The 15,208-nt window shown below is 69.5% G+C and carries 15 protein-coding genes; 7 read left to right on the forward strand and 8 right to left on the reverse strand.

What is annotated here, in order from left to right:
- Positions 1-12 precede the first annotated feature (12 nt).
- Positions 13-2,532 (forward strand): DNA ligase D, encoded by a 2,520-nt coding sequence (gene ligD / locus A9977_RS00710; RefSeq protein ID WP_183022939.1) that lies wholly within the window; start codon positions 13-15, stop codon positions 2,530-2,532.
- A 6-nt stretch (positions 2,533-2,538) separates the two neighbouring features.
- Here ligD and A9977_RS00715 read toward each other — a convergent pair whose 3' ends face one another.
- Positions 2,539-3,357 carry a transglutaminase family protein gene (locus tag A9977_RS00715; RefSeq protein ID WP_183022940.1) on the reverse strand — a complete coding sequence of 273 codons (819 nt, stop codon included), beginning with the start codon at positions 3,355-3,357 and terminating at the stop codon, positions 2,539-2,541.
- A 305-nt stretch (positions 3,358-3,662) separates the two neighbouring features.
- On the opposite strand from A9977_RS00715, the gene A9977_RS00720 reads away from it, so the two are divergent.
- Together A9977_RS00720 and katE are read left to right on the forward strand one after the other, a co-directional pair.
- The gene (locus A9977_RS00720) at positions 3,663-3,809 is read left to right on the forward strand and encodes a hypothetical protein (protein WP_183022941.1); all 147 of its coding nucleotides are present in this window, start codon (positions 3,663-3,665) and stop codon (positions 3,807-3,809) included.
- Between the two features lie 49 nt (positions 3,810-3,858).
- A complete protein-coding gene (gene katE / locus A9977_RS00725) occupies positions 3,859-6,036 on the forward strand; it encodes a catalase HPII (RefSeq protein WP_183022942.1) in 2,178 nt (725 codons plus the stop codon).
- A gap of 77 nt (positions 6,037-6,113) precedes the next feature.
- Here katE and A9977_RS00730 read toward each other — a convergent pair whose 3' ends face one another.
- Positions 6,114-6,821: a glutathione S-transferase N-terminal domain-containing protein gene (locus tag A9977_RS00730; protein ID WP_183022943.1), complete on the reverse strand. Its 708-nt coding sequence runs from the start codon at positions 6,819-6,821 to the stop codon at positions 6,114-6,116.
- A 170-nt stretch (positions 6,822-6,991) separates the two neighbouring features.
- Between A9977_RS00730 and A9977_RS00735 the strand changes: the two genes are divergently transcribed.
- The 3 genes from A9977_RS00735 (at position 6,992) to A9977_RS00745 (ending at position 8,614) form a co-directional block, all read left to right on the forward strand.
- A complete protein-coding gene (locus tag A9977_RS00735; RefSeq protein ID WP_183022944.1) occupies positions 6,992-7,408 on the forward strand; it encodes a DUF1801 domain-containing protein in 417 nt (138 codons plus the stop codon).
- Between the two features lie 91 nt (positions 7,409-7,499).
- The gene (locus A9977_RS00740) at positions 7,500-7,985 is read left to right on the forward strand and encodes a GNAT family N-acetyltransferase (RefSeq protein ID WP_183022945.1); all 486 of its coding nucleotides are present in this window, start codon (positions 7,500-7,502) and stop codon (positions 7,983-7,985) included.
- Positions 7,982-8,614 carry an FMN-dependent NADH-azoreductase gene (locus A9977_RS00745; protein WP_183022946.1) on the forward strand — a complete coding sequence of 211 codons (633 nt, stop codon included), beginning with the start codon at positions 7,982-7,984 and terminating at the stop codon, positions 8,612-8,614. The genes A9977_RS00740 and A9977_RS00745 overlap by 4 nt, the downstream gene beginning before the upstream one ends.
- Positions 8,615-8,694: 80 nt before the next feature.
- On the opposite strand, the gene A9977_RS00750 is transcribed toward A9977_RS00745, so the two are convergent.
- Positions 8,695-10,512: a glutamine--tRNA ligase/YqeY domain fusion protein gene (locus tag A9977_RS00750; protein ID WP_183022947.1), complete on the reverse strand. Its 1,818-nt coding sequence runs from the start codon at positions 10,510-10,512 to the stop codon at positions 8,695-8,697.
- 171 nt (positions 10,513-10,683) lie between these two features.
- On the opposite strand from A9977_RS00750, the gene A9977_RS00755 reads away from it, so the two are divergent.
- Complete coding sequence (locus A9977_RS00755) at positions 10,684-11,025, forward strand: hypothetical protein (RefSeq protein ID WP_183022948.1); 342 nt, start codon at positions 10,684-10,686, stop codon at positions 11,023-11,025.
- 74 nt (positions 11,026-11,099) lie between these two features.
- On the opposite strand, the gene A9977_RS00760 is transcribed toward A9977_RS00755, so the two are convergent.
- Genes A9977_RS00760 through A9977_RS00780 form a run of 5 tightly spaced genes read right to left on the reverse strand, consistent with a single transcriptional unit; the run spans position 11,100 to position 14,833 of the window.
- Positions 11,100-11,918 (reverse strand): LytTR family DNA-binding domain-containing protein, encoded by an 819-nt coding sequence (locus tag A9977_RS00760; RefSeq protein WP_183022949.1) that lies wholly within the window; start codon positions 11,916-11,918, stop codon positions 11,100-11,102.
- Positions 11,915-12,994, reverse strand: coding sequence for a sensor histidine kinase (locus tag A9977_RS00765; protein WP_259651751.1), 1,080 nt, complete (start codon positions 12,992-12,994; stop codon positions 11,915-11,917). The genes A9977_RS00760 and A9977_RS00765 overlap by 4 nt, the downstream gene beginning before the upstream one ends.
- Complete coding sequence (locus tag A9977_RS00770) at positions 12,991-13,287, reverse strand: 2TM domain-containing protein (RefSeq protein ID WP_183022950.1); 297 nt, start codon at positions 13,285-13,287, stop codon at positions 12,991-12,993. Before A9977_RS00770 ends, A9977_RS00765 begins: the two co-directional genes overlap by 4 nt.
- 42 nt (positions 13,288-13,329) lie before the next feature.
- A complete protein-coding gene (locus tag A9977_RS00775) occupies positions 13,330-14,277 on the reverse strand; it encodes a sterol desaturase family protein (RefSeq protein WP_183022951.1) in 948 nt (315 codons plus the stop codon).
- A 34-nt stretch (positions 14,278-14,311) separates the two neighbouring features.
- The gene (locus tag A9977_RS00780) at positions 14,312-14,833 is read right to left on the reverse strand and encodes a DUF6622 family protein (protein WP_183022952.1); all 522 of its coding nucleotides are present in this window, start codon (positions 14,831-14,833) and stop codon (positions 14,312-14,314) included.
- Between the last annotated feature and the right edge of the window lie 375 nt (positions 14,834-15,208).

Consider the following 15,208-nt stretch of genomic DNA (forward strand, 5'->3'; position numbering starts at 1 on the left):
CGCGGAGCCGCCATGGGTGCGAAGGAGGCGCTCGCGCACTACCACCGCAAGCGCGACTTCAGCAAGACGCCGGAGCCGCGCACAGGCGGCAAGGCAGGCAAGGGCATCCTGTCCTTCGTGGTCCAGAAGCACCACGCGAGCCATCTGCACTACGACTTCCGGCTCGAGCTCGACGGCACGCTCAAGAGCTGGGCCGTGCCCAAGGGCCCCTGCCTGGACCCCCACGTCAAGCGCATGGCGGTGTTGGTCGAGGACCATCCGCTGTCGTATGGCGGCTTCGAGGGCACGATCCCGCCGGGCCAGTACGGCGCCGGCACGGTCATCGTCTGGGACCGCGGCACCTGGCAGGCCGAGGGCGACGCGCGTGCGGCGCTGGCCGCGGGCAAGCTCAAGTTCGCGCTCCAGGGCGAGAAGCTGCAGGGCCACTGGACGCTGGTGCGCATGAAGGGCAAGGGCGAGAAGCAGGAGGCCTGGCTGCTGATCAAGGAGAAGGACGCCGCGGCGCGGCCGCTCGACGACTACGACGTGACCGAGGCGCTGCCCGACAGCGTGATCACCGCACCCCTATCGAAGCCCGCGGCCGCGGCGGCGAAGAGGCCCACCCCCGCCGCGAAGAAAACCACCCCGCGCCGCCGCGCAACGGCGACCGCGCTGCCCGAAAGCTTCGCCCCCCAGCTCGCCACGCTGGCCACGGCGCCGCCGCCCACGCCGCAGGAATGGCTCTGGGAACTCAAGTTCGACGGCTACCGGCTGCTGACCCGGATCGAGAAGGGCACGGTGCGCTGCTTCACCCGCAACGGCCACGACTGGACCGAAAAACTGCCCGAGCTGGCGCGCGCACTGGCAACGCTCGATGTGCGCTCGGCCTGGCTCGACGGCGAGATCGTGGTGCAGGACGCGCAGGACAGGCCCGACTTCCAGGCGCTGCAAAACGCCTTCGACCAGCGCGCCACCGCCTCGATCGTCTACTGGCTCTTCGATGCGCCCTGGCTGGACGGCGAAGACCTGCGCACGCTGCCGGTGGAGCAACGGCGCGCGCGCCTGGCGCCGCTGCTGACCGACGAGCTCGCGCCGCGCCTGCGCTTCAGCGAGGCCTTCGACGCGCCGCCGCGCGACCTGCTGGCCTCGGTCAGCGCGCTGGGCTTCGAGGGGCTGATCGGCAAGCGGCGCGGTTCGGGCTATGTCTCGCGCCGCTCGCCCGACTGGATCAAGCTCAAGAGCCAGCAGCGCCAGGAATTCGTGATCGGCGGCTACACCGCGCCCAAGGGTTCGCGCGCGGGCTTCGGTGCCTTGCTGCTGGGCGTGCACGACGCGGACGGCGCACTGCGCTACTGCGGCAACGTGGGCACGGGCTTCGACGGCGCGCGGCTCGCGGACATCAAGGCGAAGCTCGATGCGCTCGCGAGTGCGCATTCGCCCTTCGCCGAGGGCGCGCACGGCGTCCCGCGCAGCGTGAAGGCGCACTGGGTCCGGCCGCAGCTGGTGGCCGAGATCGCCTTCGGCGAATGGACGCGCGAGCATCGGGTGCGCCACAGCGTGTTCCAGGGCCTGCGCAGCGACAAGCCGGCGCGTGAGGTGACGCGCGAACAGGCGGTGCCCGTCAAGGAAATGGCCATGACATCGAAAAGCAGCACCGCGGCCAGGATGCCGCGGGTCACCAACGCCGAGCGCGTGATCGACAGCCAGAGCGGCGCGACCAAGGGCGAGCTGGTCGCCTACTACGCCAAGGCCGCGCCCCTGATCCTGCCGCACCTCAAGGGCCGGCCGGTCTCGCTGGTGCGCGCGCCCGAAGGCATCGGCGGCGAACTGTTCTTCCAGAAGCATGCCAAAAGCACGGAGATGCCGGGCATCACGCTGCTCGACCCGGCGCTCGACCCCGACCACGATCCGCTGCTGCAGATCGACCGCGGCGAAGGGCTGTTGTCGGCCACGCAGCTCAACGTGGTGGAGTTCCACACCTGGAACGCGGTGTCGAAGGCCATCGGCCAACCCGACCGCATGACCTTCGACCTCGATCCCGGCGAGGGCGTGCCCTGGGAGCGCATGCAGGAGGCCGCGCTGCTGGCGCGCACGCTGCTCGAGGAGGTCGGGCTGGTCGGCTTCCTCAAGACCAGCGGCGGCAAGGGCCTGCACGTGGTGGTGCCGATCCGCCGCCACTACGGCTGGGATGCGGTCAAGTCCTTCTCGCAGGCGCTGGTGGTGCACCTGGCCCGGACCATTCCCGAGCGATTCGTGGCCAAGAGCGGTCCGCGCAATCGCGTGGGCAAGATCTTCGTCGACTACCTGCGCAACGGCTTCGGTGCCACCACCGTGAGCGCCTGGTCGGTGCGTGCGCGTCCGGGAATGGGCGTGTCGGTGCCGGTGGCCTGGGACGAGCTGCCCACGCTGCGCTCGGGTGCGCACTGGAACCTGCGCTCGGCGCCCGAGCGTTTCGCGGTCGGCAACATGCCCTGGGCCGACTGGGAGCGCGGACGCAAGGGCCTGGCCGCACCGATGAAGGTCGTGGGCTTCGTGCCCGACGAGCCCGCCTGATCGGCCTCAGCCCGTCACTTCAAAGGTCGTGACCTCGAAGCGCTGCAGCGTGTTGGCGCCAAACACCATGGTGATCGGAACGTCGGCGGCATCGCGGCCGCGCGCGATCACGATGCGGCCGATGCGCGGCGTGTTATGGCGCGCGTCGAAGGTGTGCCAGCGGTCGCCCAGGTAGACCTCGAACCAGGCGCTGAAGTCCATCGGGTAGGGCACGGGCGGGATGCCGATGTCGCCCAGGTAGCCGGTCACGTAGCGCGCCGGGATGTTCATGCAGCGGCACAGCGTGATCGCCAGGTGCGTGAAGTCGCGGCACACGCCCACGCGCTCGCGATAACCCTCGAGCGCGGTGCGCGTGGCGCGCGCCTGCTGGTAGTCGAAGCGCAGGTGGTTGTGCACGAAGTCGCAGATCGCCTGCACCCGGTGCCAGCCCGGCGCGACGCCGCCGAACTGGGCCCAGGCAAAGGCCAGCAGCTCGCTGTCGACCTCGCAATAGCGGCTGGGCAGCACGAAGGGCAGGGTGGCCACGGGCAGGTCGGCCGGCGCATGGCCGACGGCACCGTAGTCGATCGGGTCGTGCCAGCCCGGGTCGTACACCACCGCATGGTTGCGCAGCCGCACGCTCTGCACGCCCTCGGGCACATGCACCCGCGCGCAGTGGTTGTGGAAGCTGTCCTGGTAGTGGTCGGTGCGCAGCGGCGGGCTGATCGTGATGTGCTCGCCCGTCTGGATGTCCGCCGCGCGCGAGGGATGGACCTGCAGCATGTAGAGGAGCGCGGTGGGCGCGCTGACGCCGATTTCGATGTCATAGCCGATCTGGATGAGCATGGCGTCGCTTCGCAAGAAGAGTGGAGTGGTGGGAAATGCTGAAGCATGTTCGGTGCCCGCTTCGATCCATCGTAGCGACGGACGCGTTCGCGCGCCGCATTGCAGCCCGTCATTGCGTAGGCCGAAGACGCTGCGTCGGTGCACACCTACCGTTTTCGCCCCTGCGCGCCTACAGACCCGAGCGCGCGGCCACTACGGGGAAAACGGGTGGCCGGCCCTACGCTCCTTCGGGTCGACGCAATCGATCCGTCGGACCGCAGGCCAACCTGCCGTCTCGACGCCCTTCATCCCAACGAGGCAAAAACATGGCGCTTTCCAACCTGGTCGATCTGCTGAACAGCCCCTTCATGGACGAGTTCCTGATCTGGTCGGTGGCGGCGCTGGCCGGCACCATCGGCCTCGTCGCCCTGGTGAATGCGCTGGACATCGTCCTCGACGCCGAAACCAACTGAGTTTTTTTCGCGCCGTGAGGCGCCTTACCCACGATCCCGAGGATTCGGAATGACTCCAAGAAACAGGGCTGCGGCCAACCGCCGTCCGAAGGCCGGCGACGGCCCGAACGGCAAGCAGATGCAGCTGGCGGGCTTCACCCAGGAGGGCGCGGCGCAGCTCACGACCAACCAGGGCCTGCACATTCCCGACAACCACAACTCGCTCAAGGCGGGTGTGCGCGGCCCGACGCTGCTGGAGGACTTCATCCTCCGCGAGAAGATCACCCACTTCGACCACGAGCGCATCCCCGAGCGCGCCGTGCATGCGCGCGGCTCTGCCGCTCACGGTTACTTCGAGGTCTACAAGTCGATGTCGCAGTTCACCTGCGCCGACTTCCTGCAGGACCCGGCCCAGAAGACGCCCGTTTTCGTGCGTTTCTCGACCGTGGCCGGCGAACGCGGTTCGGCCGACACGGTGCGCGACGTGCGCGGCTTCGCGGTCAAGTTCTACACCCGCGAAGGCAACTACGACCTGGTGGGCAACAACATCCCGGTCTTCTTCATCCAGGACGCGATGAAGTTCCCCGACCTGATCCACGCGGTGAAGCCCGAGCCGCACCATGCGATGCCGCAGGCGGCCAGCGCGCACGACACCTTCTGGGACTTCGCCTCGCTGATGCCCGAGAGCACCCACATGCTGATGTGGGCCATGAGCGACCGCGCCATCCCGCGCAGCTACCGGATGATGGAAGGCTTCGGCGTCCACACCTTCCGCTTCGTCAACGCGCGTGGCGAGTCGCACTTCGTCAAGTTCCACTGGAAGCCCAAGCTGGGCATCCACGGCCTGGCCTGGGACGAGGCGCAGAAGATCGCCGGCAAGGACGCCGACTTCCACCGGCGCGACCTCTGGGACGCGATCGAGAACGGTGACTTCCCCGAGTGGGAACTGGGCGTGCAGATGATCCCGCAGGACAAGGAGCACTCGCTGGGCTTCGACCTGCTGGACCCGACCAAGCTGATCCCCGAGGAGCTGGTGCCGGTGCAGAAGATCGGCCGGCTGGTGCTGGACCGCAATCCCGACAACTTCTTCGCCGAGACCGAGCAGGTGGCCTTCCATCCGGGCCATGTGGTGCCGGGCATCGATTTCAGCAACGACCCGCTGCTGCAGGGCCGGCTGTTCTCGTACACCGACACGCAGATCTCGCGACTGGGCGGCGCCAACTTCCACGAGCTGCCGATCAACAAGGCCGTGTGCCCCTTCCACAACTTCCAGCGCGACGGCATGCACCGCCAGACCATTGCGCGCGGGCAGGTGGCCTACGAGCCCAACACCCTGGGCAACGGCGCCGAGTACCGCGTCGATGGCGAGAGCGGCGGCTTCCAGTCGTACCCCGAGGCGATCGAGGCGCCCAAGGTAAGGCGCCGCAGCGCTTCCTTCGACGACCACTTCACGCAGGCACGGCTTTTCTTCAACAGCCAGAGCACGGCCGAGAAGGAACACATCGTCGCGGCCTTCCGCTTCGAGCTGTCGAAGCTGGAGGTGCCCGCGATCCGCCAGCGCATGGTGGACAACCTCGCGCACGTCGACGAGAAGCTGGCGCGGCGCGTGGCCGAGCCGCTGGGCATCGGCGCCCCCGACGCCAAGGCCGCGGCCGGCCGGCCGGGCTTCCGCGACCACCGCATCGCCTCGGCCATCGAGGAGTCGCCCGCGCTGCGCATGGTCGACACCGGCGACGGCTCGATCAAGACCCGCAAGGTCGCGATCCTGGTCGCCGATGGCGTGGACTCCGCCTCGCTCAAGCCGATCCGCGAGGCGCTGGAGAGCGCCGGCGCGACCTGCAAGGTGGTCGGCCCGCGCCTGGGCACGGTGGCCAGCGCCTCGAAGCGCCAGATCGACGTCGACGCCACCTTCGCCAACATGCCTTCGGTGATGTTCGATGCGGTGCTGCTGCCGGCCGGCAAGGACGGGGCAAACGCCATGTCACAGAACGGCGACGCGGTGCATTTCGTGCTCGAGGCGTACAAGCACTGCAAAGCCATCTGCGCGGTGGGCGAGGGCGTGCAGCTGCTGGCCACGCTGGGCGTGACGGCGGACTCCGCCGCGCCGGCTGGCGTGGTGGTGGCGGCGACGCCGGTCACCAACCTGGGCGACACCACGGCCGCCACCGACATCGCCGCGAGCTTCGTGGCGGCGATCGCCAAGCACCGGCATTGGGACCGAACGGGCGTGGAGGCGGTGCCGGCCTGAGCGGCCTGCCCGTTCCCCGATCGAAAAAAAAGGGACGCCGGTTGGCGTCCCTTTTGTGTTTCGGCGCCGTGCCGCGCTCAGCCGCGCGCCGGAATTCCCAGCCCCTTGACCACCGCCGGCCGGGCCACGAAAGCCTCGAGCACGCGGCTCACGTTGGGGAAGTTCTCGAAGCCCACCAGTTCGCGCGCTTCGTAGAAGCCGATCAGGTTGCGCACCCAGGGGAAGGTCGCGATATCGGCGATGCTGTAGTCGGTGCCCAGGAGCCAGTCGCGGCCCGTCAGGCGCTGCTCCAGCACGCCCAGCAGCCGCTTCGATTCAGCCACGTAGCGGTCGCGCGGGCGCTTGTCCTCGTAGGCCTTGCCGGCGAACTTGTGGAAGAAGCCGAGCTGCCCGAACATCGGGCCGATGCCGCCCATCTGGAACATCACCCACTGCAGTGCCTCGTAGCGGCCGGCGGCATCCGCGGGCAGGAAGCGCCCGGTCTTCTCCGCCAGGTAGAACAGGATCGCGCCCGATTCGAACAGCGCCAGCGGCTTTCCGCCGGGGCCGTCCGGGTCGATGATCGCGGGGATCTTGTTGTTCGGGTTGAGCGAGAGGAAGGCCGGCGACAGCTGGTCGTTGGTCTCGAAGCTCACCAGGTGCGGCTCGTAGGGCAGGCCCAGCTCCTCCAGCAGGATCGAGACCTTCACGCCGTTGGGCGTGGGCAGCGAGTAGAGCTGCAGGCGCTCCGGGTGCTGGGCGGGCCACTTCTGCGTGATGGGGAAGGCGGAGAGGTCGAGGGTCATGGTGTGGGCGTGGGGCAGGAAGAAAGGAGCCGGAGGCAGCGTTGGCCGCTGCTGCTGTGTCGAATTCTGCATGGCCGCCGGTGTTTCGTCCCGGCCGGGGTTTTGCAGCCGTGGCGGTGGGCGCCGTACCATCGCGCCCACGTGTTCGCGCCTTGCCCGCAGGAGACCCCATGACCAATCCGGACCCCGACCCGAACGCCTCGGCGCGCATCGACCAGCGCATCGCCGAGCTTGCCGATTGGCGCGGCCAGACGCTGGCGCGCATGCGCCAGCTGATCCACGAGGCCGACCCCGCGGTCGTCGAGGAGTGGAAGTGGCGGGGCACGCCGGTGTGGTCGCACGACGGCATCCTCTGCACGGGAGAGTCCTACAAGAAGGTCGTGAAGCTCACCTTCGCCAAGGGCGCCTCGCTCGCGGATCCGGCGCGGCTGTTCAACGCCAGCCTCGATGGGAACGTGCGCCGCGCGATCGACATCGCCGAGGGCGAGCAGGTCGATGCGGCGGCGTTCAAGGCGCTGGTGGGCGAGGCGGTGGCGCTCAACGCGTCGTCCGTCAAGCCGAAGCCCGCGAAAAAGCGCAGCGCCTGAGCGGGAGCGCGCGCTGGCGCCGCCATGGCCCAGTCGCGAAAGCGCGTTCTTGGCTCTACCGCGCCCGGGGTCGGCTGCCTAGAGTCGCTGCATGACCCAAGCCACCCCTCTTTCCTCCCGACCGATCGACGCCACCCTGCGCCACGCCGAGACCGATGCCGAACTGCGCGCCTGCTGGCCCGTGATGCAGCAGCTGCGACCGCACCTGCAGGGCCCCGACGACTTCATCGCCCGCGTGCGCCGCATGCGGGCCGACGGCTACCGCCTGCTCGCCGTCTGGCAGGGCGACAGCCCGCGCGCGCTGGCCGGCTACCGGTTGCAGGAGAACCTGGTCTACGGCGGCCGTTTTCTCTACGTCGACGACCTGGTGACCGACGAAGCGGCGCGCGGCACGCAATGGGGCGCACGCCTGATCGAGGCCACCACGCGCATCGCGGACGAGGCCGGCTGCGTGCGCTTCGTGCTCGACACCGGCCTGTCGAACGCGCTGGCCCAGCGCTTCTATTTCCGCCAGGGCCTGCTGACCGAGGCGATCCGCTTCGGCCGCACGCTGGGCACGACTGGAGCCGAAGCATGAAGAAGATCCTGCACATCGTCTGCAGCCCGCGCGCCGAGGGCTCGCACAGCACGCGTTTCTCTTCGCGGATCGTCGAGCGCCTGACGGCAAGCCACCCTGAGGCCGAGGTGCGCGTGCGCGACCTCGCCAGCGTGCCGCTGCCACAGGTCGACAGCGACTATGCCTACACCCTCGCCGGTGCCCGGCCCGACGTGGCGGCGCCGGGTTCGCTGGCGCGCTCCGACCACCTGATCGCCGAGCTCGAACAGGCCGACGCCGTCGTGATCGGCACGCCGATGCACAACTACACCGTGCCGTCCTCGCTCAAGGTCTGGATCGACCACGTGCTGCGCATCGGCCGCACCTTCGTGCCCACGCCCGAGGGCAAGCAGGGGCTGCTGCCCGACCGGCCGGTGTACGTGGCCGTCGCGTCCGGCGGCCTCTACCTGGGCGAACATGCGCGCCAGCCGGACTTCCTCACGCCCTACCTCAAGGCGGCGCTGGCCACCATCGGGCTGCGCAGCCTGCACTTCTTTGCGCTGCAGGGGATGGTGCGGGGGGAGGCGGCGGTGGCGGAGGAGTGGCGCGGGGCGATGGCTCGATTGGATGCTCGACTGCCATCGCTGCAAGCGGCAACGCCGACCGCTTGAGGTGCAGGCCATCGCGCTCTTGCACGCGATGGCCTGTTGTGGGGTGACACGGCCGAAAGGCACGCCTCACCGCACGCCATTCACTTCCCCCAGCCGTCCCGCATCCCCGCCGCCCGGTTGAACACGCGCGCGCCGCTGGCGCTGGCCTTCGAATCGACCACGAAGTAGCCGTGGCGCTCGAACTGGAAGCCCGCGCCACCCGCCTCGGCGCCCGCCAGTGAAGGCTCGACGAAGGCCGTGATGGTGCTCAGGCTGTTCTTGTTGAGTTCTTCCAGCAGCTCGCCGCTGCCCGGCTTCTCGGCCGCGAACAGGCGTTCGTAGAGGCGCACCTCGGCCGGCAGCGCATCGGCGACCGCGACCCAGGTGATGTTGCCCTTGACCTTGACCGCGTCGGCGCCCGGCGTGCCGCTCTTGGTGTCGGGCACCAGCGTGGCCTGGATCTCGAGCAGCTGGCCGTCGGCGTCGCGCGTGGCGCCGGTGCATTCGATGGTGTGGCCGTACTTCAGGCGCACCTTGTTGCCCGGGAACAGGCGGAAGAAGCCCTTGGGCTGCACGTCTTCATAGTCGGTGCGCTCGACCCAGACCTCGCGGCCGATCTTGAACTGGCGCAGGCCGGCGGCGGCGTCGCGCGGGTTCAGGGGCGCGGTGCAGTCATCGAGCACGGCGTCGCCACCCATGAGCTCGCCCCAGTTGGTGATCACCAGCTTGACCGGGTCCAGCACGGCCATGGCGCGCGGGGCGATCGGGTCCAGCGTGTCGCGCAGCGCGGCCTCCAGGCTCGCGTAGTCGATCCAGCCGCCGGACTTGGTCACGCCGCTGCGTTCGCAGAAGAGCTTCAAGGCTTCGGGCGTGTAGCCGCGGCGGCGCAGGCCGGCCAGGGTGGGCATGCGGGGGTCGTCCCAGCCGTCGACGTGGCCTTCCTCGACCAGCTGGCGCAGCTTGCGCTTGCTGGTGATCACGTGGGTCACGTTGAGGCGCGCGAACTCGTACTGGCGCGGGTGCGGGCTGGCGATCAGGCCGCCCTCGGCCAGGCGGTCGAGCAGCCAGTCGTAGAACGGACGCTGGTCCTCGAACTCCAATGTGCAGATCGAGTGCGTGATCTGCTCCAGCGCATCCTCGATCGGATGGGCGAAGGTGTACATCGGGTAGATGCACCAGGTGTCGCCGGTGTTGTGGTGGGTGGCCCGGCGGATGCGGTAGAGCGCCGGGTCGCGCATGTTGATGTTGGGGCTCGCCATGTCGATCTTGGCACGCAGCACCGCGGCGCCGTCCTCGAGCTGGCCGTCACGCATGGCGCGGAAGCGCGCCAGGTTCTCGGCCGGCGTGCGGCTGCGGAAGGGGCTGTCGGTGCCGGGCGTGACGAAGTCGCCGCGGTTGGCACGCATCTCGTCGGGCGTCTGCTCGTCGACGTAGGCCAGGCCGGCCTCGACCAGGTACTCGGCCGCGCGGTACATGAAGTCGAAGTAGTTGCTGGCGAAGTACTCGTGCGGCTGCAGGGTGCCCGGCGCGCTGGGGCGGTCGGCCAGGTAGGTCTCGTAGCCCAGCCATTGCACGGCTTCGCGAATCGAGTCGACGTACTCCTGCTCTTCCTTCTCGGGGTTGGTGTCGTCGAAGCGCAGGTGGCACACGCCGCCGTATTCCTTGGCCATCTCGAAGTTCAGCCAGATGCTCTTGGCGTGGCCGATGTGCAGGTAGCCGTTGGGCTCGGGCGGGAAGCGCATGCGGACCTGGGCCGGGTCGGCCATGCCCTGGGCGTGGTGGGCGGCGTCGCCGGGCGAGCCGCCCCATTGGCGCTGGGCATAGGTCTTCTGCTCGAGATCGTTTTCGATGACGTGGCGCAGGAAATTGCTGGGGGCCGCGGGCGTTTTGTTGCCGCTTTTGTCTACAGGGGAGGTCATGGGATCATTCTAGGCGGCGGGTCCGGGCGTTACCTTTGGCAACGAACTTCACGATGCCGAGTGAACCTGATTAACGCCTGACGCGTTCAATACAGGCATGGGCGGTTGTCGCCCCCGGTCGATTCCCCGGCATCCCGCCGCCGACCGCCCCGTTTTCACAGGAGTCCCGTCATGAGCCTCACACGTTCTACCTTCTTCAAGTGGGCCGCCGCCGGTGCGGTGGCCGCCGCCGCGCTGTTCGGCGCCTCGGCCGCCAGCGCCCGTGGCGACGTCAGCTGGTCCATCGGCATCAACACGCCCGGCGTGGTCTTCGGCGCCCCCGCGCCCACCTACTACGCCCCGCCGCCGACCTACTATGCACCGCCGCCCACCTATTACGCGCCGCCGCCGGTGTATTACCGTCCTGCTCCGGTCTATTACGCACCGCCGCCGGTCTATTACCGTCCGGCGCCCAACTACTACCGGGGCGGCGGCTACTACCGCCACGACCACGGTCGTCGCGACTGGCGCTGAGCCGCCAGCATCCGGGGGGCGCCTGAACGCGCCCGCCAGCAGCCGGCCTTTCGAGGCCGGCTTTTTCTTGGGCGTTACATCGCGCGGAACAGGTGGGCGTAGAGCCTGCTCACCGGCAGCGCCTCGCTGCGGCCGCGCAGCGTGAGCGAGAGCTTGCCGGCGTCGTCGCGGTGCACCGAGGCGATCGCGTCGGTGCGCACGGCCACCGCGCGGTGCACCTGCCGGAAGGCGTTGGCGTCGAGCTGCGGCAGCAGCTGCTTGAGGGGGGTGCGGATCAGGTACTCGCGCGTCGCGGTGAGCACGCGCACGTACTTGTCGGCGGCCTCGAAATACTGGACCTCGTCGATCGGCACCATGTGCACGGTCGCGCCCGAGGAGCCGGCCTCGCTGGCGGTGATGAACTTGAGCGGCGTGCCGGCCGGGTCGCCGGCCGCGTTGAGCAACCGGCGCCACTGGGCCAGCGTGCTGGCCAGCACGTCTTCGCCGGGCACGGCGGTCGAGCGGCGCAGCGCCATGCTCTCCTTGAGGCGGGCGACGGTGCGCTGGAGCCGCTCGGGCTGCACCGGCTTGAGGATGTAGTCGATGGCCTGGGCGTCGAAGGCGCGGGTCGCGTACTCGTCGTAGGCGGTGACGAATACCAGCTGCGGCAGCGGCGCCTCGTCGGTCGGCCAGCTGTCGGCCAGCTCGGCGGCGGCGGCCAGCCCGTCGAGGCCAGGCATGCGGATGTCCAGGAACAGGATCTGCGGCAGCAGGCGCAGCGCTTCGCGCACCGCGCTGAGGCCGTCGCCCACGGCGGCGACCACCTGCAACTCGGGCCAGGCGAGCGCCAGCTCTGCGCGCAGGGCTTGGGCGAGCAAGGGCTCGTCTTCGGCGATCAGGGCGGTCGGATTCATGGCGTCAGGGGGAACGAGATGCTCGCGCAGGTGCCGCCTTCGCGCAAGGGGTGCAGCTGCAGGACGCCATCGTCGCCATGCAGGGTCGCCAGCCTTTCCCGGACCTGCGTCAGGCCGAAGCCGCCACCCTCCGACGGCGCGCCACCCGACGCCTGGCCCTGGCCGGTGTCGCACACCTCCAGCACCAGCCGCGCGCCCTCGCGCCGCGCGCGCACCGTGATCTCGCCGCCCTCGACCTGCGGTTCCAGGCCGTGCCGGATGGCGTTCTCCACCAGCGGCTGCAGCAGCAGCGGCGGCACGGGCACCTCGCGCAGTGCGGCCGGCAGGTCGAGCGTGTAGCGCAGCCGCGGGCCCATGCGCACGGCCATCAGCTCGAGGTAGTCGCCCAGCCGGTCGAACTCGGCCCCCAGCGGGTGCGACAGCGCGCGCGAGCCCGACAGCGTGACGCGCAGGTAGCTGTTGAGCCGGTCGAGCATGGTCACGGCGCGCGGCGGGTCGAGCGTGATCAGCACCCGCAGGTTGGCCAGGGTGTTGAACAGCATGTGGGGCTCGAGCTGCGCTTCGAGCAGCTTGAGCCGGGCCTCGGTGGCGTCGCGCCGGGCCTGTTCGATCTGGCCCAGCAGGTGCTTGCTCCTGCCCAGGCTGTAGAAATAGAAGCACATGCCGACCGTGGCGGTGATCGTGATGACGATCGCGGTGGCCAGCTTGTGGCCGGCGAAGTCCAGGAAATCGAAGGTCGGTGCGCCGATCCAGGCGTCGCCGATGAGGTTGCCGCCCAGGAAGCCCAGGGTCACGCCGACGACCACCACCAGGTAGCCCCTGACGCCGAGCGGCCAGCGGATCTCGCGGCCCCGCGTCAGCAGCAGCCGGCAACCGTCGATGAACAGCCAGCTGATGGTGCCGATCGACAGGGAGTAGACCAGGTGGTTCGCCCAGCCGCCGCCCTTGGTGACGGTCAGCGCAATCGCGATCAGGCAGCAGAAGACGGCGGTGACCAGGCCGTGCCGCAGCATGTCCCGCAGGTCTTCGGCAAGGCGCCGGGAAGGCGGCGTGGCGCTCGGCGCGGCCAGGCTCATCCGCGGTCCCCGGCGCGCAACGCGCGGCGTTCGCGTTCCAGCAGCCGGTCGTAGAGGCCGCCGCCGGGCGCGAGCAGCCAGACCACCGCGCCATGGACCAGCAGGCCCAGGCCCCAGCCCATGAGCGGATAGACCGCCCAGCTGTGGCCGTTGGCGGCCGACAGCGTGACCAGGCCCAGGTTGACCAGCACGTAGACGAAGGCGTGGATGTACCAGCCCATCTTGGCGCCGGCGCGGCGGCGGGCGGCGCGCTCGAGGTCGGGACGGGTGGGGTTCGAAGCGGGGTAGGCCATGGCGATGCTCCTCAGCATAAGGGGTGGGGAATGGAGGCGGGGTCAGCTGCGCTCGACGCCCAGCCCGGTGCCGAGCGGTGGCTCGGTGGCGGGCGCCTCGCGCGGGCTCGCCGCGCGCTGGCGCAGTTCCTCGGTGGTCTCGCCCGGCCCGTCGGGCCGCCAGCCCGGCGGCTTGACCAGGTAGCCCAGGAAGGCGCGCGCCGAGCGTGCCGAAGCCAGGTCGCGCCACAGCGCGCGCCATTGCGAGAACTCGATCTCCAGCAGGTTGTGGGAGGTGATCGGCCGCACCAGCCCGTAGCGGCAGGGCAGGTCGGCGCGCTCGGGGATGTAGGTGCCGAACAGGCGGTCGAACACGATCAGCACGCCGCCGTAGTTGCCGTCCAGGTATTCGAGGTTCGAGGCGTGGTGCACGCGATGCGCCGAGGCGGTGTTGAACACCCACTCGAGCGGCCCGAGGCGCGGGATCCAGGTGGCGTGGATCCAGAACTGGTAGAGCAGGTTCAGCGTGAACATCAGCAGCACCACGCGCGGCGGCATGCCCAGCAGGGGCGCCACCATGAAGAAGGCCAGCGTGCCGGTGAGCTTGCCGGTCCAGCCGAAGCGGTAGGCGGCCGACAGGTTGAGCTGGTTGGGCGAATGGTGGATGGCATGAGTGCACCAGAACCAGCGCACCCGGTGCGCCGACCGGTGGTACCAGTAGTAGCAGAACTCCTGGCCGATGAAGCAGGCGGCCCAGCCGGTCCAGTGGTCCATCGGCAGCGTGAGCAGGCGGTGGGCGTAGAACCACTCCATGGCGCCGGTCCAGAAGGCCAGCGGCAGCAGCCAGCGCAGCGGGTATTCGCGCACCAGGAAGTCGACCACCGAGATGGCGGACGCCTTCCAGTCGTAGCTGCGCCAGCCATGGCGCCACGACAGCACCAGCGCCTCGGCGATCGAGGCCACCAGCACCACGGTGACGGCCAGCTTGAGGATCAGCAAGAGCACGCTCATGGCACTTCCTGGCAGTGGGACGGTGGCGGGATTGTCAGGCCGCGCGGGCGCCGGCGGTGATCGAATCGGTCGCGATGGCCAGCTTCCACAGGCGCACGGCGCGGGCCGCGAAGACGCCGGTGAAGGCACCGTAGAGCATGGGCAGCAGCACGGCGAAGGTGGCTTGGTGCTTCAATTCCGGGTGCATGGCCAGGGCGATGGCCACCAGGTACTTGGTCAGGAAGATGCCCATCATGAGCATCAGCGGCACCGGGCTGCCGGCCAGGTGGAAGCGGCGCGCCGCCGCGTCGTAGCGGGTGGTGGCGGGCAGCGGGCGCTGCAGCAGCAGGGCCAGCATCGCGGCCACGGCCACCGCCCAGCCGAGCAGCGCGCCCACGGCGTCGCCGAAGACCGAGATCACGCCGTAGAGCGACAGGGCGCCCATGACGACGGGCATCAGGGTGACGCGGTTCAGGCCCACGCTGTTGGTGAGCATCTGCTTGGCGCCGAGCCAGATGAGCAGCGCGAAGACGGCGAACACCCACTTGGGGGTATGGAGGATGACTTGCATCAGCATGGTGGTACTCCGTGAAAGGAAGGATCGGGGACAGGTGGAAGGGCGGGAAGCGATGGAGCGGACTGTGCCGCGAAGCCCCGACGCCCGCCATCGCCGTGCGACGGAATGCCGGCTGGCGGCGCGAACGGATGCCTCGCGGCGCCAGTTGCGGCCGGCGGCGGCCGGCGGTCGGCGCTTTACCCGCCGTTCACGGCGATGGCGGGCGTCGGGGCTTCGCGGCACAGTCCGCTCCATCGCTTCCCGCCCTTCCACCTGTCCCCGATCCTTCCTTTCACGGAGTACCACCATGCTGATGCAAGTCATCCTCCATACCCCCAAGTGGGTGTTCGCCGTCTTCGCGCTGCTCATCTGGCTCGGCGCCAAGCAGATGCTCAC

Source organism: Variovorax sp. UMC13, from assembly GCF_014170375.1.
Lineage (GTDB): Bacteria > Pseudomonadota > Gammaproteobacteria > Burkholderiales > Burkholderiaceae_C > Variovorax.